Source organism: Leptospira stimsonii (assembly GCF_003545885.1).
Lineage (GTDB): Bacteria > Spirochaetota > Leptospiria > Leptospirales > Leptospiraceae > Leptospira > Leptospira stimsonii.
Genome location: NZ_QHCT01000015.1, coordinates 31017 through 50953 on the forward strand (window position 1 = coordinate 31017; position 19937 = coordinate 50953).

General features: G+C 43.8%; 12 protein-coding genes and 1 pseudogene. 9 read left to right on the plus strand and 4 right to left on the minus strand.

All coding sequences use genetic code 11. The features are described from left to right. Positions 1–4 precede the first annotated feature (4 nt). The gene (locus DLM75_RS23405; RefSeq protein ID WP_118970931.1) at positions 5–7768 is read left to right on the plus strand and encodes a PD40 domain-containing protein; all 7764 of its coding nucleotides are present in this window, start codon (positions 5–7) and stop codon (positions 7766–7768) included. Positions 7769–7771: 3 nt separating this feature from the next. Here the strand turns inward: DLM75_RS23405 and DLM75_RS23410 are convergent, their stop codons facing one another. Both DLM75_RS23410 and DLM75_RS23415 read right to left on the minus strand, forming a co-directional pair. Next, entirely contained in the window at positions 7772–8719 is a 948-nt protein-coding gene (locus DLM75_RS23410; protein WP_118970932.1) for a glycoside hydrolase family protein, read from the minus strand. A gap of 80 nt (positions 8720–8799) precedes the next feature. Next, entirely contained in the window at positions 8800–9906 is a 1107-nt protein-coding gene (locus DLM75_RS23415) for an aminopeptidase (RefSeq protein ID WP_118970933.1), read from the minus strand. Here DLM75_RS23415 and DLM75_RS23420 point away from each other — a divergent pair. From DLM75_RS23420 to DLM75_RS23465, 8 genes are all read left to right on the plus strand, one after another. Further along, positions 9905–11011, plus strand: a complete 1107-nt coding sequence (locus DLM75_RS23420; RefSeq protein ID WP_118970934.1) for a S1C family serine protease — start codon at positions 9905–9907, stop codon at positions 11009–11011. The two genes, DLM75_RS23415 and DLM75_RS23420, sit on opposite strands and share 2 nt — an antisense overlap. A gap of 176 nt (positions 11012–11187) precedes the next feature. Then, on the plus strand, positions 11188–12492 hold the full coding sequence (locus DLM75_RS23425; RefSeq protein ID WP_118970935.1) for a pyridoxal phosphate-dependent aminotransferase: 1305 nt from the start codon (positions 11188–11190) through the stop codon (positions 12490–12492). 34 nt (positions 12493–12526) lie between these two features. Continuing rightward, on the plus strand, positions 12527–13303 hold the full coding sequence (murI, locus tag DLM75_RS23430; protein WP_118970936.1) for a glutamate racemase: 777 nt from the start codon (positions 12527–12529) through the stop codon (positions 13301–13303). A 4-nt stretch (positions 13304–13307) separates the two neighbouring features. Then, complete coding sequence (locus DLM75_RS23435; RefSeq protein WP_118970937.1) at positions 13308–13901, plus strand: RNA polymerase sigma factor; 594 nt, start codon at positions 13308–13310, stop codon at positions 13899–13901. A gap of 518 nt (positions 13902–14419) precedes the next feature. Beyond that, complete coding sequence (locus DLM75_RS23450) at positions 14420–14968, plus strand: cupin domain-containing protein (RefSeq protein ID WP_118970940.1); 549 nt, start codon at positions 14420–14422, stop codon at positions 14966–14968. Between the two features lie 156 nt (positions 14969–15124). Continuing rightward, positions 15125–15721, plus strand: a complete 597-nt coding sequence (gene lsa19 / locus DLM75_RS23455; protein ID WP_118970941.1) for an adhesin Lsa19 — start codon at positions 15125–15127, stop codon at positions 15719–15721. Positions 15722–15767: 46 nt separating this feature from the next. Further along, complete coding sequence (purM, locus tag DLM75_RS23460; RefSeq protein ID WP_118970942.1) at positions 15768–16877, plus strand: phosphoribosylformylglycinamidine cyclo-ligase; 1110 nt, start codon at positions 15768–15770, stop codon at positions 16875–16877. 73 nt (positions 16878–16950) lie between these two features. Next, positions 16951–18144, plus strand: a complete 1194-nt coding sequence (locus DLM75_RS23465) for a chloride channel protein (protein ID WP_429945622.1) — start codon at positions 16951–16953, stop codon at positions 18142–18144. A 527-nt stretch (positions 18145–18671) separates the two neighbouring features. Here the strand turns inward: DLM75_RS23465 and DLM75_RS23475 are convergent. Both DLM75_RS23475 and DLM75_RS24355 read right to left on the minus strand, forming a co-directional pair. Continuing rightward, positions 18672–19667: a sensor domain-containing diguanylate cyclase gene (locus DLM75_RS23475; RefSeq protein WP_118970945.1), complete on the minus strand. Its 996-nt coding sequence runs from the start codon at positions 19665–19667 to the stop codon at positions 18672–18674. 58 nt (positions 19668–19725) lie between these two features. Then, positions 19726–19937: pseudogene (locus tag DLM75_RS24355) on the minus strand (hypothetical protein); the annotation flags it as partial.

Consider the following 19937-nt stretch of genomic DNA (forward strand, 5'->3'; position numbering starts at 1 on the left):
TGAGATGATTCGTTTCTCCTGGCTTTTCGGTTTTATTTTTTTCTATCAGTGCGCGTTGCTGAAATCGAGCGCGAAGATCAAACCTCTTGAATTCAATTATTCTTCGATCGCGGTAAATTATTTTACTCCGGAAAACGAGAAGCCTTTTCCTCTGACGGTGCAAAGAGGAAATAACTTATACAATTCCGCAACAGCGGATGGAAGATATCTTTTCTATACGACGGGTCAAAAAGGGAATTACGATATTTGGTTTCGAGATCTCAAAAGTTCGATCACGGTTCCGGTTACGGAACATCCGGCTCCCGAGTTAAAACCCGCGATCAGTCCGGACGGGACAAAGTTGGTCTTCGTCTCGGAACAATATGATTCTTCCGGTGATATCGTTTTACTCGAGATGGATCCGTCCTATTGGGCGGAAAAAATTCTCCAAGGTAAAAGATTTCTAAATTCGGATTTTATTGTATTAACGAATTCTAATTATGATGTTCCCGGCAAAAAGGACGGATTTACGGATACGGATCCTTCCTTTTCCCCGGACAATCGACACGTCGTATTCTCCTCCGATCGCCTGAGTCCGGGAGTTCAGAATCTGATCGTGCTGGATACCGAAGAAAAGGAGCCGATGAAACTGCTCACTCAAAACGGAGGAACGTCCCCGGTTTGGTCCTCTGATGGAAAAAAGATCGTGTATCTTTCCTATGAATCGTCGAACTCAGGAGATATATTCGTTTTGGACGTGGCTTCCGGTAAGACGGAACGGATCACCTCGGATTCTTATTTGAATTTTTCACCCTCTCTCTCCACCGATCAACGTTATTTGTATTATACTTCGATTCGAAACGATACGAATGGAAACGGACGTTTGGACGAAAGGGATAACAGTCTAATCGTTAGAAAAGATCTGAAAACGGGAACGGTACGTCAGCTGACTTCCGGAAACGATTCCTTATTCGATTCCAAGTTTTCTTCGTTTAACGGAGGTTCGATTCTTTTTACGGCCGCATATTATAATACTCTAAATATCTATTTTATTCCCGCATCCGGGTCCGTTGCGAAGGAAAAGGATATCATTTCCCAATTCGAACTTGCGCTTCAGTATCGGGACAAACAGAGCTTTGAGGAATTTTTATTGGCCGTCGACGCGATCGAATTCTATTTTTCGGAAGATCCTATTTTTCCATTGATCCATTCTCGCGCGCTCCTTTTGAAATACAAAGAAGCACGGGATTCCGGAAGGACGAACTCCGCCGAAAACACAAAGAAGGAAATTGTAGCTTCTCGTCTTCATCCTTCGAAAGGACTTGCCTACGGTTTGTTTTTGGCGGAAGAGCGTAGGTCGAACGTCGGACAGGCGATTCAAGAATTAAAAAAGTATTATGAACAGATTCGTTCCGTTCCGTCCGTAAGTAAGGATATTTTAGCGTCGCTTTTGGAAGAGGAAGGCGATCTTTCTCAGAAGATCGGAGATTTTACAGCATCTTTAAGGATATATAATGAAATTAACTACTTTCCGGAATACTATCGTATCCGGGATATCTATAGAAAATCGGGAGATCTTCAGTTTAAAAACGCATCCGCACATTCTTATAAGATTCCGGATTCCTTTTACTCGATCGCTAACGATTCGAAAGCAGGGAAAGAAGATTTAAAGTTACTCTACGCCCAGATTGATCGGGAAGTTTTGGAAGGTAAGAATTTTTCCGAAAGGATCGGCGCCGCTGAAATCGGAATCACAACCAATTCGTTGGAAAAAAAATCCCTACGTTTGTTTCAGTATTTTTTGTATATCAAAGCGCTGGGTTTGAACGGGAAAGGATCCTTTGAAGAAAGTAATTCTTTGATGAATTCTTTTCTTTCCTCCGTTTCGGAAAACGATCCGCTTTTTTTAAAAGGACATCTTTTGAAATCGGATAACTTTAAAGGTCTTGGCGAAGTGCAGAAATCCTTTGATGAATTGAGAATCTATTTGGAAAAGTACGATCCGCTTTTGGGAGTGGATCTGGATGAAAAGGAAATCGAACGATCCTTTATTTACTTCGAGAACAAGGCGAGAGATCACGATCGAAGAGGCAACCTTCAGGACGCGGCGTTTCATTACTTCTACAATACGGAAAACATGTTCCTCGTAAAAAGTAGAAACTTATTTTTGGAAACCTTATATAAGGAATATGCGGTATATTATCAAAGGATGATGGTCGATTCCGTCTTTAAACTCGCGAGTTTTTTAAGCGAAGAAAAACAAAAGGCGCTTCTAAAACAGATCGACATCATCGACATAACGAGTGTCGATCCTCTCGCAGAAGAAGGACTTTCCTATATCAATCAGTATTATAAAATTGCCGTCCCGAGATCGCGTCCCGTTTTGGACCTGGCGACTCTCTACGGCTACGCCTATTACTTGGTCAATCGGAGCGTGATTCGCGAAACATATTACAACGCCGCCAATTCGATGACTTCCGCGAGAAAGGAAGAGATCCTTCGGGACTTTAAACAAGCCGAATACGAATTGAGATGGATCATATTCGCGGATCCGCGATATTACGAAGCGTATCAACTTTTGGGCTGGATGTATCAATACGTAGATATTCTAAAAGGGAGAAAATCCGGAGAGGATCAGCCGACGGACGAGGAAACGTATTCCGGCGTTTATAAAAAATATTTCCCCGAGAAAAATTTCGAAGAAAACATCGAACTCTATAGCCAGGTTCTCGAACTGTTAGGTGAGAATTTCGAAAACAAAAAAGCGCTTTCCGATCTAAGATTAAATCTCGGAAACAACTATTTCCTATTAAAAAATTATCCTAGAGCCAACGAACAATATTCGAAAGTTGATTCTCTTTCCAGTTACATCCTTTCCAAAACTCAATTCGAGAATTACCGCCAGAAGGCGATGTTCCTTTTTAATTCCGCGAGGTCGTCAATCTATGTGGCGGATTATAAGTCTGCCGTTGGAAAACTTAAATCGGCCGCGAGTCTTTATTTTGAAAACGAATCCAAGAAAACGCTTAACGGAAAGGATAGTCCTGAAAAATTACAACAGTATAAATTCAAACTAGCGCTTCTTTTTACGTTAACCGGTCTTTCTTATATGGAGTCCGGAGAATTTTCCAATGCGGTTTTGTTTTACAAGGATGCACTTTCTCTCAACGGAGACAAGGGTTGGATCGATCCGGTCAATCTTCACAACGGTCTTGCGCTCTGTTATCAAAAATTAGGAAAATTTAAACTATCCGAATCGCATCTACAAGAGGCGGAGAAAATTTCTTCCGGCAGGGGAGGAGCGGATTGGATTCCGAAAGGAGTCAAAATTACGTTTTGGGATTACTTCTGGGATTTTGTCTGGGACGTCGCGGTTCCCGACGGAGTCAGAATTTCCGGGGAAGGTAGGTTTCCTGAGGCCATTTCGCCTAAGTTTCAGCCTCTGATGACGAGCGGAATTCGAGTCAACAATCTCATACAATCCTACGAGATCGAAAAAGCGATCCAAGAAATCAACGCTCGTCTTTCCTACGTAAAAGCCAAAGGACTCGGTTCCACTCTAGCAGGGGCTCTCATTCGATCCAATTCGTTTAACGATTTGGGATATCTTCATTTCAAACGGGAAGAATTCAAAACTGCGACGGCTCTCTATGAAGACGCCGAAAAATTCGAAACCGATCAAGGGTTCATATCCAAGGCGAGGAGTTCGTTTCGAAGAGGGCTCTATTCTTTTTTTGCACATTTGGAGAATTCAAAGGAAGATCCCAAACTCGAGGCGGAAACCTTAAACACCGCCCTGGAAAGGTTGATCGGAGCCAAGTGGAGTTTCGTGGATCAATGTTTGGGTGATACTCGATTGATCGAAGAAATTATCCATTCGGAACGAAAGAAATGTCTGCTCCGTTTCTATGGAGCGAATCCGGATCATGACCCGACCCTTGCATTAGTATATTATTATTTAGGAGAGCAATACTTTCGTCTTTCCGATACGCGCACCGGCTTTGAAATGTTCGGATTGGCGGCCGGCCTTTTAGAAAACCCTTCCCAGGTTCCGAAGGAAATCATAGGACTACCTGCCGATCCCTACTCGAGACGGGAAAGGATATTTCATTCTTTGAGTCGCGCGGCACTTTACGTGAGACTCGGAGATGATGAAAAGGCGAAAACACTTTTGGATCTCGCCGCGGAATCCGCGAACGAATTTTATTATATTCAGGAATGGATAGAATGCCTCGTCGCTCAGGCGGAAATATTCAGAAACGAGAAGAGTTATACAAAGGCGAAGGAGAAGATCGACAAGGCATCCTCACTGTTGTTATCTCATCCGCATCTCATAGGGGAGCTTAAACTTTTTGTAATACGCAAACTTTTTAAAATACAATCCGAGATTCATTTTGAGTCCGGAAAGTTATCGGATGGATTCAAAAGTCTTGATCGGCTGAAAAGGATCAACCTTTATAGACAGTTTGTGAGGCTTCCTCACGAGTCGGATGACCCCGAATTCACGGCTGACGTAAATCAGCTCCAGAATCTTCTTAAAAAACAAAAACTTGCCTATGGCGCGATCCAGAGCGCCTTGGAAAAAAAGGAAAAGTCCGATTCCGTTCAAAAGGATTATCAAAGTTTCTCGAAGGATCTCGAAAAAATCCTTTCTGATATGAAGTCGAAAAATTCCAATTTGGAAGGCTACTTGGGAATTTTTGCCGAGGAACCTTCCGCGATCGGACTTCTTTCTAGCGGAGAAGGTTATCTAAGAATGGAATCATACGATTCTAAGGTAAGAATCTATTGGGCAAGTTCTACGACGGAAGAATATTTGAATTCGACCGGAAGACCGGAGGAGATTCTAAAGCAAATCGCAAATTCAGGAAAAATTTCCTTTGCGAGCCAAAAACTTTGGTTCGTTCAACTGGATGGAGGAATCGATTTTCAATCTGTGAAGGAATTTCTTCCGGTAAATCATTCATTGGTTTTTAGGACCTCTCACCTTCGAACACTTCAAGAAAAAGATCTTCGACCTCTTCGATCCGTAGCGCTTCTGGAAGGAGCGCCTAACAATGATTCTACGTTGACCGTGCAAAAAACGGAGCCAGGGAGAATTCTTTCCCGTCTATTGGATACGGATTTGATTGTCTCTCGATTTCCGAAGATTCAAGGAGACAACTCGTTCGGTGAAAGTTTGTCCGAGAAGGAATTGCCTCTCAAGGATCTTTTTCACAATCGAAACGAAATCTCTTCGGCTTTGTTTTACGACGATTCGTTTGCCGAAATCGGTAAGTTAGGCGAAATCTACGAACTCTTGAATGCTTCCGGAATTCGAAGTGTAGTTTTCTGTTTATTGAAAGAAACCTGCGCGAAAAGTCCACCCGAGACAGTATTCTTAAAACCTCTTTCCGGAACTTTCTTTTTAGGATCGAGTCTATTGAGGATCAAGGAAGAAAATCGGATCGGAAACAAATCCTACGAATCGGCGAGGGAACACGAGAGAAAGGATCGGATTCGTGATGCTTATTCGCACGCATATTCGTTTCGTTCCGTTAGAAAGGACACAAGTCTGCTCGTTTCCGGGGAATTGGATCTTCTAAGACTCAAATGGAAACTTTCTCCGAACAATTCTATCAAGGAAATCTACTCGGAGGTTTTAAAAAACCGAGAAGAAAAGAACACGATTCTTTTTTCCGCCTTACTCACCTGTTATTTGGATCGAAACCCGAAAGATTGCGATTCATATTCGTTCGAGGATGTGGAAGATTTAGGAAAAAAGAATATTTTAAAAGCGTTGTATTCTCTTGCGACCGGGATCCCGGTGCAATCTTCCTCGCTTCGAGTATCGCCGAAATGGATCGCCCCGTTTTACGATCCGTATCTGTATTATAAACAAATTCTAAAACTTTCCAGAAATCAATACGAGCTCGAAACGGGGGATTTCGCTTATAAAAATGCGATTGAGTTGGCATACGATTCCGAGGAAAGAAAAGAGGTCGAGGAAATCCAACAAGGATTGTTGGCTCAGAAATATTTTTTACAAGGAGCCAATCTTTCTAAAAATCAGATTTTTAGAAAGGAAACCTTGTATTTGATTCTTTCCGGAAATTGGGACGCGGCTTTCGAGGTATTGAAAAAGAAAGAAGCGGAAGAGGACACGGGAAGGTTTCGGGAAAGATTGTTCCAAAATTGGAAACGCGAAATGACCGGAGCCTGGTTTTCGCCTTATTCCTTGTATTCGGAAGTCCATGGAAATTCCTCCAAACTTTTTGAATCCTTGGATGTTGAGGAAAGAAGTCTCCTCTATCATCTGATTCTATACGTGGTCCCGTTCCAAGAAAATGAGGAAGTCGATCTACTGGCCAATTCGCTCGTTGAATACGAATGGGGTGTGGGGGCAAGATCAAGAGCGCTTCGGATGATATTGGGTTATTCTCAGGCGCTTTTATCCAGAGGAGAACTCGTTAAAAGTAAGGAATGGATCGAAACGATCGGTTCGAAATACAAGATCGGAGACGATTTCAAAGTTATATTCAAAGAAAAGAATGTCTTTTTAGCAAAGTTAAACTTACATAAGAATTTAAAACCTTCCGCAAGCTCGGAGGCCGAAGGTGGAGAATGGTTGTCCCTCTACGACAAGGCCGTTTCCAAAACTCCTGGGGAATTTGTAGAATTCTTAAATACAATCGTTCGCTCCAAAAAAGGAAAACCGTTTCACTCGAAGGAAAGAATCGAACTATTGGATCTGATTACGTTCTTGCAGAAGTTGTCCTTTCAGAAGAACAATTCAGAAGTGTTTTTCGATCTCGCATTGGCGAAGGATTTGGTTTCGCTCAATCGATCACTGATCTTAAACCGAAACTCCGATTACAAAGATATGCCCGTCTTTGCATCCGTTTCCGAAAAACTGAAAGAGAAACTTCCGAAGGATCAGGAATTTCTATCCGTGATGGATCTTGGTTTGGAATCGTTTTACATCCGTTTTACGAAAGGAAAATCAAAGGGAGATCTCGCGATCAAAGACAACCGCAAATTTAGAGCGGCTTTGTTTCAATATCTCGAAGAGGCATCCCGGGGCGGCTACGAGGTTTTACTTCGAGAGGAATTGGAAAACGAATACCGAAAGGGAATCAAACTTTCAAAGAACAAACTCACCTATCTTTATCTGAGTTCCTATCATTTTCGAGTTCCTTTGGTCCCTAGAACCGAAGATCGTTTTTATCTCGTGAACGATCCGGAATCTTTGATTGCAAATCCGATCTTTTCCACCAAGGAAGAATTCAATCCCGATTATCAGATTCAATTTTTAGCGAATACGAAATCCGAAGAGAGTTGGCAAAAAACTCTCAAAGAACTGCAATCCTTGGAAGTAGGTTCCGGGGACCTCGGTTCCGATCCGAAAAGCCGTCTGTATGTTCTTCAATATCCTCTGGAAATCGTAAATCAAGTGAGTCTCGCGATCGGAGGCAAGAATGTTTCGGATTCCTTGGGCCCTCAGAGAAAAGGAAATTGGATTTTTACTTCTTCTTATCTGGATGAAGAACGGTATGATATCGTAAACTATCGGGATACCTTTTATTGGCTCGCTCAGGGCTTTATCGGTCCGGGCGTTGTGTTTATCGGAGATCAAACGGATACGGCCCATATCGATTTTTTAAAGCGCCTAACAAAGAGAAGTCGCACGAGAGTTCCTCTTTATATTCGTTTTCAGGAATCCTTGGATGCGATCAAGGAAGCTTATCCCTTAGATCGTGTCTGGAACGGTTATCGTCTGTATACGAACAGTTTTATACTGGAAGAATGAGATTCAGAGATCTCCATACATCAAACCGATTCTTTCCTCACCTTTGGTCCAATGCCAGTCGTTTCTTGCGTTGAAATAAAGAAGCCATCGGTTAGATCCGGGATCGAATTTAACATCCAAGGCATAGACGTGACTTCGCATCCAACCAGTCGAAGGTGCAAGAATCGGTTTTGGAGAAAGAAAATTCCATTCGAGTCCATCGGAAGAAAAGAGTAGAAAGATCGCAGATCCGGAACTACCTTTTGCGTCCTGATAGATGCAGTTTTCAAAACCGATAAATCCGTCTTCGACTTTGAGAACTTTTAAAGCGCCGCTTGCCAAGTTTCGAAAGGAATGGTCCGGTGAAAGAATCGGATTCGGAAAACTCCAAAAAGGACCGAAGATTTCGTCCGCTTCCGCGATTCCGATATGGGTCGGTTCACAAAAACCGCAATCCGGAATCCAACTCAAGGACCCGCTATAGTAGAGTCGATATCGATCTTCGATTTTGATCAGGCAAGGATTGCCGACCGAATTCCCAAAATGTGGATTCCGATGCCAGGAGAATTCCGGTCTAAGAATCGTTTTTGGCTTCGACCAGATTTTTAAGTCGTTTGAAGTTCGTATTTCGATTCTTGAATTCCATTTCCAGAAGGGAAACCAGGAAAAAACGATCTGAAATGCCGTATAACGTTCATACAATAAATAGAATATATCATTTTCCTTATATATGAAAGGTCTCATTGCGTGTCGAAAAAGAAGCAGGCCTTTGTCCCAATGGATTCCGTCTCCCGATTCATAACGGTGGATTCCGAAAAGTGTATGGCAGAAAAGATAATATTTTCCGTCCGGGGATTCGGATGAAAGGAGAAGGGATGGATCCGCGATCAGAGGGGAAAATTTCGGACCCTTTAAGATCGGATTTCCGGAAAATAAACTCCAACGGATCTTTTTAAAATCGTCGATTTTCATATAGTTTCTCCTCTCAAAAAAAATAGGTACGATTTCCGTCGTGAATTTTCGAAGTGAGTCTTTGAATCCTAACGATCCGGCTATGGTTGGGAGGAAGTTTGCAGATACGTCTTTCTTTCCTCGTTGGAAAGATGGACGAGGGACTTCATCCTTTCGTGAAACTTGGAAAAGTTAAAATCGGCCTTTGCAAATTCCTTCCGAAAAAAATCGGAACCGGAATGGTAACGGAGATAACCGACGAAGTCCTCGTTGTTCCAATTCTTCTTTGAGAGTTTTTCCATAGAGAACGTTTTGTAATCTTCTTTTAAAGCGAAAAGAACGTCCTTGAATTCGTTGAGGATCCGTTCCTTCGTTTGTAATTTTTCGGAGTCATCCGCTTGAGAAGTATAGATGGTTTGGAGTTTCCCCGCGGTTTCTACCAAAAGTTTTTTGAACTTCTGCGATTCTTCCTTATGAAGAAGAATTTCCTTTTTGATCGGGCCTTCCTTTCCTTCCAGGGATTCCAAAAAACGAAACGTTCCTTCCTCTTCCACGAAGCTCGCATAACTCTCGTTAAAGACGGAGTCTCCCGGAAAATAGACGGTCGCGTGCGCCATCTCGTGAAACACCAAAGAAGCCACTTCGTAAGGCTTACCGTCCAACTGGGAGGAGAAGATCGGATCCTCGAACCAGCCGAGGGTGGAGTAGCCTGCGGTGATCCGAATTCTTGTATCGAAACCTTTTTCTTTGAGTTCTTTTTCTTCCTCTCTGGCTTTTTCCAAACTAAAATAACCTTTGTAAGGAACGGTTCCTGCGATTGGGAACCACCAAGTATAAGATTCCAATTTGAGAGGATAACAGGCCGCGACGTGCCAACCTAATTCTTCTCTTTCGAGTTGAACGAAGGATTTAAAACCAGCGGCTGGTTCTAAGGCCAATTCTTCGATTCCGAATTCCCGAAAGCGTTCGACTTCTTGGAGTTTTCGTTTTAATTCTTCTTGTGTGTTCGGATCTTTGAGAGCTTCTTCGATCGGTCTTCTTTTGAGAAGAATATCGAGTTGTCCGGTCCCCAAATGCCAGAGATAACCCACGCAGTTTTGAAAACTCAAGACGCAGAAAAGAAGAATTAGGATTTTTATAAGATACAATGGGTATTTCGAATTCCGGTTGTTCTGAAAATCGCCAGGAGAGAATTTAGGTCCTAACATGGAACTATTACGAACACTTCCAAGGATCGTCGTTATAAACGGAATTCTTCTTGCCGTTCTCATTCTGATTCTGATTTTTCCGAAGGATTGCGCTCTGTCTTCTCTTTTCTCCGGCAAAAGACCGATCTCTCCCGGAGAACAGAAGTCCGCGATCGAAATTCAAAATTCGTTTCGAAACGTCTATCATCTCGTGAAGGATTCGGTCGTTTCGATTCGGACCAAAAAGAGCGAATCGATTTCCAATCCTTATCACTACTTCGATTTTAGAAACGAAAGACTTGCTTCGTTCGGGAGCGGATTTTTCGTTCATGAGAAAGGATATATCGTTACCAACTATCACGTCATCGAAGGCGCGGAAAGTATCGAGGTGATCACTTCGAACGGAGGAATCCATTCCGCAAAATACGTGGGAAGTCACGAGAGAGCGGATATCGCGCTCTTAAAAATCCGGGAAGGTTCGGGACTGACCCCGATCGTTTTTGGCGATTCGGATCAGATCGAAGTCGGAGATTGGGCGATCGCGATCGGTTCCCCTTTCGGTCTCGAACGTTCTTTCAGCGTCGGGGTGGTATCCGCAAAATATCGGGAAGATTTGGACGAAACGGGTCAGACGCATATCCAGACCGACAGCATGATCAATCCCGGGAGTAGCGGAGGTCCGCTCTTAAATATCTACGGAGAAGTCATCGGAATCAATCGTCTGATCCGAAGTGAGACTGGACGGAACTCCGGAATCGGATTTGCGATTCCGAGCAACTACGCGCTCAAGATCATACGAATGATCGAAGCCAATCAAGGAAGGCATATACGACCGGCGATCTTGGGAGTGATGGCGACTGTGCCACTTCCGGATCATAGAACGGCTTTGGGAATTCCGGATTCCTGGACGGGGGTTTTGGTTTACGATATGGATCCGCAGTCTTCGGCGGAAGTCGGAGGAATCAAACGTTATGATTTTATTCTCGAGGCGAACGGAGCTCCGATCAAAAATATTAATGATCTGCGCGAACAGGTTGGAATAGTGGGACTTGGGGGCAAGATCAAGCTCCGAATCTACCGGGACAAAACGATGTTGGAACTCCCGGTAAAATTGATACAAAAATAAAAACCGTGGGTTTGTAAGAAGAAGTTTCGGGCGATTCGCTCGCAAAAATTTTTTCAAAAGAAGGCTCGCGACCGCGCTTTTCGCTACAATTCCTAAAGGAATTTCCGCTACAATCGCTATCGCAGTTTTAAAACTCACATGCTGAATTGATAATATATAAAAGAGGGCAGGACGGGATGAGAAGGAACATCGTTCACAGCGGAGCCGATGCTCTGATCTATGAAATCAGACAGATCGTAGCCGTCGCAAAAAAACTGGAGGCATTGGGTCTTCAGATCACTTACGAGAACATAGGAGATCCGATTCAGAAAGGGGAGACTGTCCCCGCTTGGATGAAGGAGATCGTTTCCAATCTGGTTCTCAAAGACAAATCCTGGGCCTATACGGCCACGCAAGGTTACGAACCGACTCGAAAGTTCTTAGCCGAAAAAGTGAACGAAAGAGGTGGGGCCCAGATCACAGCGGACGACCTTTTATTCTTCAACGGTTTGGGAGACGCGGTCGCGAAGATTTTCGGATTTATGAGAAGGGAAGCGCGCGTTCTCGGACCAAGTCCTGCGTATTCGACGATCTCCTCCGCGGAAGCCGCACATAGCGGATACGAACATCTCACATACAATCTTCTTCCGGAAAACAACTGGATGCCTGATTTGGAAGATATAGAAAACAAGGTTCGTTACAACGATTCGATCACCGGAATTCTTCTTATCAACCCGGACAATCCGACCGGCGCGGTCTATGATAAAATTCTAATGAAGAAAATCGTGACGATCTGCGAAAAATACGATCTCATGTTGATCTGCGATGAAACCTACGCGCACGTAAATTATTCCGACGCAGGACCGCTTCATCTTTCGGAGGTGATCGGAGATAAGGTTCCCGGAATGGCGCTTCGTTCCATTTCGAAGGAATTTCCTTGGCCGGGAGGACGTTGCGGATGGCTCGAGATCTTTAACAAGGATAAGGATCCGGTCTTTAGTCGTTACGTAAAATCGTTGTTAGACGCAAAGATGTTGGAGGTGTGTTCGACAACGCTTCCGCAGATGTCGATTCCGGAAGTTTATTCTCACCCCGAATTCATTCCCCATCTCAAAAGACGAAATGAGAAGTTTAAAAAGAGGGCGCGTCTTGCGACCGAGGCTTTCGCAGGACTCAAAGGTGTCAAGGTGGTGGAGCCGAAAGGCGCGTTCTATCTTACCGTCGCATTTGAGGACGGGGTTCTGAATTCTTCCATGAAGTTAAAGGTGGAAAATCAGAAGGCGGCCGATTTTATTCAGCCGCTTCTTGCACAGGCCGCGAACGATCGAAGATTTGTGTATTATCTTCTCGCGTCCACCGGAATCTGCGTGGTTCCTTTGTCGGCGTTTTGCACCCAGATGGACGGGTTTCGAGTCACCTTACTCGAGGAAGACGAAGAAAAGTTCAACTGGATCTACAAGACACTTCGAGAAAAGATCGGCGAGTATATCGCTTCCGCCTAACGTCAAACTTCGTCTAAAGAATGGAGTCTCCAAATTGAAAGAGCCGCTCAAGATCGGGTTGATGGATTCCGGGATGGGCGGACTTTCCGTGCTCAAGGAAATTCTCAAATACGAGACCGAACTGGAAGTGATCTACTTTGGAGATTTGAAAAACAGTCCATACGGCGAAAAAAACGCCTCCACGATTTTAGAACTTACGAGAGACGTTTGCAAACGTCTGGTCCAAGAGGACGTGAAAGCGATTCTTCTCGCTTGTAATACAGCCACTTCTGCGGCGGCGGAAACGTTGAGAAAGGAATTTTCCATACCTATCTTCGGAATGGAACCCGCGATCAAGCCTGCAATCTTACAAAACCCCGGAAAGAGGGTCGCACTTTTAGCGACTCCCGTTACTCAGAAAGAAGAAAAACTACAAAAACTAAAAAAAGATCTGAAAGCGGACGATCTTCTTCTTCCGGTTTCCTGCCCCGGACTTGCTGGACTTGTGGATCGGGGGGACTTTGTCGGTGCGGAGGAATATCTGAAACCGATTTTAAAAGAACTGAGGGAAGAAGGTGTTGAGATCGTGGTGCTCGGATGTACACATTATGTTTTTCTAAAGGAGATTCTTTTGAAGAATATTCCTGAACTCAAGTTGTATGACGGAAACTCGGGAACGATCAAACACCTTCTGAATTCTCTCGGAAAAAAGAATCCGAATTTAGGATCGACGGAAGGAGAGGGGATCAATTATAAACTTCTTCTCAATAGCGAAGAAAATTTTCATTTCGAATTGGCAGATCGACTTTTAAATTCAAAAAGCGGAGTTTGAGTCGATGACAGATGCCGATTCTAATTCCCCCGGAAATAAAACTCAAGAAGCGATTCGGCTTATTTACGGGATTTCGAAAAAAGATCCTCGAGCTCTCGAAAAATTCTACGATCTCTTCGGAAATCTCATCTATTCGATCATTCATAAAATTCTAATGCAGAAAGAGGAGAGTGAGGAAATCCTTCAGGAAGTATTCACGATTCTCTGGAACAAAGCGGAACAATTTGATTCAGGGCGTTCTTCTCCTCTGACTTGGGTTACTACGATAGCGCGTAACGCGGCCATTTCGAAAGTCAGATCCAAGGATTTCAAAAATAGAATTCGAACGTCTGAATTTCAAGAAGCCCAATCGCCAAGTGCTTCCGTTCAGGACACCGCTTTTCAGGAGGTCTTCGATTCTTCTTTGAGAATCAGGATTCAAGAAGGGATTGCGAAACTTTCTCCGGAGATTGCGATTCTTCTTCGAGAAGCGTATTGGAGCGGACTCAGCCAGAGTGAGCTTGCCGAAAAATTCCAGCTTCCTTTGGGGACCGTGAAGTCTCGAATTCGAACCGGTTTGACCCAACTTCGTGACGAACTCAAAGGTTGGAATCTTTAAGATGAAAAATCAAGTCCAACTTCAAAGAAGGTTTGGTTTTGAGGATTCGTTTCTTTTTCCTGTGACAGATAACGTTGGAAAGAATGGTTTTCGGAATTTCGAAATGGAAACCCGGAAAGGATCGGGAAGAAGATTTTTCCAAGTTAAGGTGTCCTCCTTTTCTCAGGTAAGGTCTTTGTCGGAACACCTACAATTTTACCGTAAAAGTCTCGGCCCCCACCCAAATCGGGTGGAGGAGGTGGGCTCGCGGGAGGAAGCGCCGTGGTCTTCTCTATCAGAGAAAAAGCGTTTTTGCAAGGAGAATTCTTCTTCGCAAACTTTGTCGGAGTTCCTAGAATGAATTCGAATTTGAATTGCGGGAATTCTCTTCCGAAACCTTTGGAGATTTCGAATCCCCGAACGATGCGAAAGAAAAATCCGAAACGATATCGGAAAATAAACGATCCGGACCTACGTTGGAAGCGTAAGAATTTAAGAAACAAACAAGGACGTATTCTTCTTTACCAAGGAATTCAAAGATGAACGAAGAAAGATCTAGGGACATAACGGAAACTTGGGAAACGATCGTCTTTCCAAAAGAAGTCTTCGAACGTTCTCCTTTGAAAGTTTCCCTGGAGGATATCTTTCATGGTTTTGGAATCGCTTCCCTTTCCGAAGTAAAACCGGATTCTTCCCTTAAGAAAAGAATTCTCTCCAAAGTTTTGAATAAGGAAAACGAAGACGCGGACTTTCTTTTTATTCGCAAATCCGATTCTCCTTGGAAGAAGTCCGCCTTTCCCGGAGTGGATTATAAAATTCTAAACAAAGATAATCATAGAAACACGATTACGCTTCTCATTCGTATGGAAGCCGGCGCGGTTTTTCCCGGACACTCCCACGGAAGTGCGGAGGATTGTCTCTTGATTTCGGGCGACCTCCGTATCGCAGGTACTGTTTTGAAAGCCGGCGATTTTCATCGTGCAAACGCAGGTTCTCTACATAAAAAATTCTCAACCTCAGCGGGGGCTGAATTTTTGATCGTCTCCGGAACTTCCGACTTTGCGGAATCTGAGAAATATTTTTCCTAAATTTAGAATGCCATTTCTTTGGAAAGAAATTTCCTAAGTCCGTTTAAAAAATTTTGAAATAAATTTCCTAAACGTTTCCTAAAATTTAGATCCGTTTTTTTCGAATTCGTGTATAATACGAAAACTCCTCTTTAGAGGATTCATTCGGAGTGTATCATGATCCGTTTAGGAACCGCGCTCGCGGTTTTATTTTTTTTGAATGTCTGCAAACCTAAGATCGCCGAAAGCTCGGACGCAGTCGTCACCTTTCTCAAAGGAAAGGCTTCCATCGTAGAATCCGGGAAGGAAATTTCCCCTCTTACGAACGTCTCCGAACGACAAACCGTAAGGACCGAAACCGATGCCGTATTGGATCTGACTTCCAAACTCGGAAGCTTTCGGCTTTTAGGCGGAAGTGTCGCGAAGGTTGCAACCTTAAATGCGGAGACGGTTTCCTTTCAGGTTTCGGATGGAAACGTCTTGATCAAAACTTCGAAACTCACGAAAGGTCAGAGTTTGACCGTTGATACTCCGACCGTTGTCGCCGCTGTTCGTGGCACACAATTCTGGGGAAGAGTGAACGGAAAAGACGAGTCCGGAACCTTTGCGGTAAGAGAGGGCTCCGTAGAAATCACTCGTAAATCGGATAATGCAAGGGTTTTGATCGAAGCCGGTCAAGCGGTGGATCTAAAACCGGGCGATAAAGAATTGAAAACGAGAGTTGCCGCCAAAGAAGAACTCTCCGCGATGGAGCAGATCGACCAGATGAAATGATTTCCTGAATTCCCGAATCTTCGTCCTTAAGTGCCGGATTTCCCGTATGGATCCGGTTTTTTTTTGTGTGCAGGGATTTAATCTTTTCCAAGCTATTCTAAAAAGAGCCGGGATCTTAAGAATGGAAGAGAAGATTACATATAAAAGCGCGGGTGTGGATACGGAAAAAGGAAGAGAGTTTGTTCAAAAGATCAAACGTAACGTGGAATCCACTCACGGCCCAAGAGTTCTCGGCGGACTCGGCGGTTTTGCCGGTGCTTTCGACGTAAGCTTTCTTAAAAAATACAATCAACCCATTCTTCTCTCCGGAACCGATGGAGTCGGAACCAAAATAGAACTCGCGAGGCTTCTCAATACGTTCAACACGGTTGGAATCGATCTCGTCGCGATGTGTGTGAACGATATCCTTGTCTGCGGCGGTGAACCTTTATTCTTCTTGGATTATATCGCCTGCGGTAAGCTGGATCCCGAAAAGATGGATCAGATCGTTGCCGGAATCGTTCAAGGTTGTAAGCTCTCGAACACAGCCCTTCTCGGCGGAGAAACCGCTGAACATCCCGGAACAATGAAAGAAGATGAATTCGATCTCGCGGGCTTTGTGGTTGGAGCGGTTGAAAAAGATCTTATGATCGACGGAAATTCCGTTCGACCGGGAGATCAGATTCTCGGGTTAGAATCGAGCGGTCCTCACAGCAACGGCTTTTCTTTGATTCGAAAGTTGCTCTTAAAGGAAGGAAAACACCTTCCTTCCGATCCTGAACAAGTAAGTTTCTTAAAAGACTACGCGCTCAAGCCGACTCGAATCTATGTGGAAAGTATATTAAAACTTCTGCAAAAGGTTCCGGTAAAAGGAATGGTTCACATCACGGGGGGAGGATATCAGGAGAATGTTCCGAGAGTTCTTCCGCAAGGATCCAAAGCGAAATTTTACAAAGAAAAGATTCCTTCCGGATACTTTTTTGAAAAGATCAAGAAGGATCAAAAACTCGAAGAGTTGGAACTGTTCGCCACTTTCAATATGGGGATCGGTTATATGGTAATCGTTTCGGAGGAGAATGTGGATTCCGCAAAACGATTTTTAGAATCCTCCGGAGAATCCGTCCATTGGATCGGAGAAATCGTTTCCGGTAATAAAGAAGAAGTTCAGTTCGTCTAACAGCGAAGATATGATCAATCTCGCGAATCTCTTGCGATCCCCGCTTCTGGTTCTTTCCAGAAAAAATCCTTTTATGCTTTCCAGGCTTACGTTTTTTTACGTGATTTTAGGAGTTGTAGGAGGATTGTTTTCAGCCGCGTTCTGGATGCTCATCGAATACCTGACTCATTGGGCTTCGAATATAAGCGGAATACTAACGATTCCTTTTATGACTGTTTCCGGACTTCTGATCGGGTTGATCATTCACTTTCTCGGAGAACCGGGAGAAATTTCATTAGTAATCGATAATATACGATTTAGGGGAGGAAAGTTGGAGGCGAGTCAGAACCCTTCAATGGCGCTTTCTTCGCTCCTCAGTATTTCTTCCGGCGGTAGCGCGGGCCCGGAAGCGCCTCTGGTTCAGATCACTGGTTCTTTTGGAAACTGGTTTGCGGAAAAGTTAGGACTTACCGGAGAAGAATACCGTTCTATGACGATCGCCGGGATGGCCGCAGGTTTTACTTCTCTTTTCGGTTCTCCCCTGGGTGGTGCGTTATTTGCGCTTGAGATTCTTCAGCACAGACACGTAGTCGAGTATTACAAGGCGCTTTTACCGGCGTTTTTATCCAGCACGTCCGCTTTTTTTGTCTTTCTTTGGATGACCCACGCCGGTCTTCAGCCTACTTGGCAATTTCCCCAATACGTTCCCGGCGATATTCAAGATTTCTTATATGCTCTTTTGTTAGGTGCCGTGGGTGCGGGAATCGGTTGGATGTTCCACGGTTTATTTTTGACCAACCGTTGGCTTTATTCTAAGATTCCGGGACGGATTTATTGGAAGACTACCGTGGGCGGACTTGTTCTGGGAATCATCGCCTGGCAGATTCCTCTGACACGATTTTTCGGTCACGATCAGCTCAATCAAATCGTAGAAGGACGGTTTACTCTCGTCTTTTTAGCGGGTTTGATTTTTTGGAAGACCTTTGCGATTACGACCACCGTCACGACCGGATGGAGAGGAGGGGTGATCATTCCTCTTTTTTTTCTGGGGGCGTGCGCGGGAAAATTTCTTTTTGGAATTCTTCCAACCGAAAACGAATCCTTTCTTATGATCTGTTTGATGGCGGCTGTGAATTCGTCCGTAACCAAAACTCCTATTTCTACCACGATCCTTTTGTCCGAGTTGACCGGATTGTACAGCTTTACTCCGGTTTTGATTGCGAGCCTCAGCGGATATTTTCTTTCACCGAAAGAACCTTTCATTGCAACCCAGGGAAAAGAAGGTTAGAATTTTTTTGAATCGCCGAGGGATCCACGCCCTTTTTTGAAAAAAACATTTCACCGGAGTTCCGTCCACCTCGGTAAAGAGTCCGCTCCTGAAATTGCCGAGGAGATAAAACCTTTTTCTCAATCCGATCTAAACATCGAGCACAATAAAAGAGAGATCACAAATACGACAAAATGTGGGAACTCCCATAAAATGGACGAACTACGATCGATTCGAATTTTTCCGAACCGTTTCGCGAACGGAATCTGTGCCAACGTTCGCGCCTATGATTCCGAGCTTTTCCGACAGTCTTGTCTGATTTCTTTTTCAGATTGAAGGAATCGCTGAATCTTTTGATCGTGGGCTCGACGTAAAATCGATTTTACGGATTCTGGAAATTTCCTTATAAAAAAAAACGAACCACTTCCAATCCGATCCATGAGAATCCGAAAGATTGCCTTTCCGATCTCGGTTACCATTTTCGATTCTTCTTTTTGAATTCTAAGTTTATATTTAAACCTAGATCGTTCGGAATCAATAAGATCGGATTATAAGCGGACTAAACTTCGAAAATGAGTGAACCTGTTTCTCCCTTTCGTTTTCGATTCGTAAAGGGCCTTGTCCGCTTCGTTTATCAAATCCTTTGTGCTTTTATTTTTGTCTGAGATGATTCCTAACGTGGCAATTCCGATGCTGATCGTAATGGATCGTTTATCCCAGCGATGATCTTGAATCGTCCTTCTCAATGTTTCAGCGGTGAGAATCGATTGTTCTTCGTTATCCGTAAGGACGACGATAAATTCTTCTCCTCCGTAACGAGCCAAGATATCGTTTTTCTTTAAGGTTTTGGAAAGAAGACTCGCAATTTCGATTAGAATTTGATCTCCCTCGATATGACCGAATTGATCGTTGTAAGATTTAAAATGGTCCACGTCGATCATCAGAACGGAGAGTGTTTCCTTTTTATGTTGTAGGGAATGAATGAGTCTGTCGAATTCTTCGTCAAAGGCTCTTCTGTTCTTGAGTTGAGTCAGTGGATCCGTAGACGCCTGTTCGAATAATTTGCAGTTCGCGGTCTTGAGTTCTACGGCGAGTTGATTGATCTTTTGATTGGCCTCGATCGATTCAGAAATGTCTCTTGCGATGGCATAGATTAAACCTTCCTCTAGATCGGGAAACGCGGTCCAAGAAAAATGTTTGTATGTTCCATCGGCGCAAAGATATCGATTCTGAAAAGAAATGAGAGGTTTTCCTCGTTTCAGATCCTCCACAACTCGGTTTGTGGATTCAAAATGTTCCGGATGCAAAAACGTATACACTCCGAATCCCATCAATTTCTCGGAAGACCACCCGAATGCGCGCTGAAACGTAGGGTTGATCCTAAGGACGAAGCCATCCAGTCTCGCGATGCATAACATATCCAAAGAGAGATCGAAAAATTTATCCAGGCTGTAGTTGCCTTCTGAAATTTCACCGAAACGTTTTGTTTCTTTTTTAAAAAATCGATTTAAAAAGCGGAAGATGAAATATTTTTTACGGAGCATATAAACTATCAAAAGTCCCGTAGATAAAAAAAGTGTGTCCGGGTCGCGGTTAAGAATTTCATTTCGATCGTTCGCATCCGGAATTCATCTGTAAGCTGTGAGTTGCTTTGTCTCTTCCTTTTACTTTCGAATGATACAACGCTTGGTCGGCGGCCTCGATTAAAAGAAGAGCGCAATCCTGATTCTTGAATGTCGAAGAAGAATCGAATGGAAACGTTGAAATTCCGATGCTGATCGTGATCTTTCGTTTCTCCCAGGGAAACTCTCGAA

What these genes read in the sequence shown, in the direction of transcription:
- DLM75_RS23405 (WP_118970931.1), top strand. Translation starts at nt 5, where the DNA reads ATGATTCGTTTCTCCTGGCTTTTCGGTTTTATTTTTTTCTATCAGTGC.
- DLM75_RS23410 (WP_118970932.1), bottom strand. Translation starts at nt 8,719, where the DNA reads ATGAAAATCGACGATTTTAAAAAGATCCGTTGGAGTTTATTTTCCGGA.
- DLM75_RS23420 (WP_118970934.1), top strand. Translation starts at nt 9,905, where the DNA reads ATGGAACTATTACGAACACTTCCAAGGATCGTCGTTATAAACGGAATT.
- DLM75_RS23415 (WP_118970933.1), bottom strand. Translation starts at nt 9,906, where the DNA reads ATGTTAGGACCTAAATTCTCTCCTGGCGATTTTCAGAACAACCGGAAT.
- DLM75_RS23425 (WP_118970935.1), top strand. Translation starts at nt 11,188, where the DNA reads ATGAGAAGGAACATCGTTCACAGCGGAGCCGATGCTCTGATCTATGAA.
- DLM75_RS23435 (WP_118970937.1), top strand. Translation starts at nt 13,308, where the DNA reads ATGACAGATGCCGATTCTAATTCCCCCGGAAATAAAACTCAAGAAGCG.
- DLM75_RS23450 (WP_118970940.1), top strand. Translation starts at nt 14,420, where the DNA reads ATGAACGAAGAAAGATCTAGGGACATAACGGAAACTTGGGAAACGATC.
- lsa19 (WP_118970941.1), top strand. Translation starts at nt 15,125, where the DNA reads ATGATCCGTTTAGGAACCGCGCTCGCGGTTTTATTTTTTTTGAATGTC.
- purM (WP_118970942.1), top strand. Translation starts at nt 15,768, where the DNA reads ATGGATCCGGTTTTTTTTTGTGTGCAGGGATTTAATCTTTTCCAAGCT.
- DLM75_RS23465 (WP_429945622.1), top strand. Translation starts at nt 16,951, where the DNA reads ATGCTTTCCAGGCTTACGTTTTTTTACGTGATTTTAGGAGTTGTAGGA.
- DLM75_RS23475 (WP_118970945.1), bottom strand. Translation starts at nt 19,667, where the DNA reads ATGCTCCGTAAAAAATATTTCATCTTCCGCTTTTTAAATCGATTTTTT.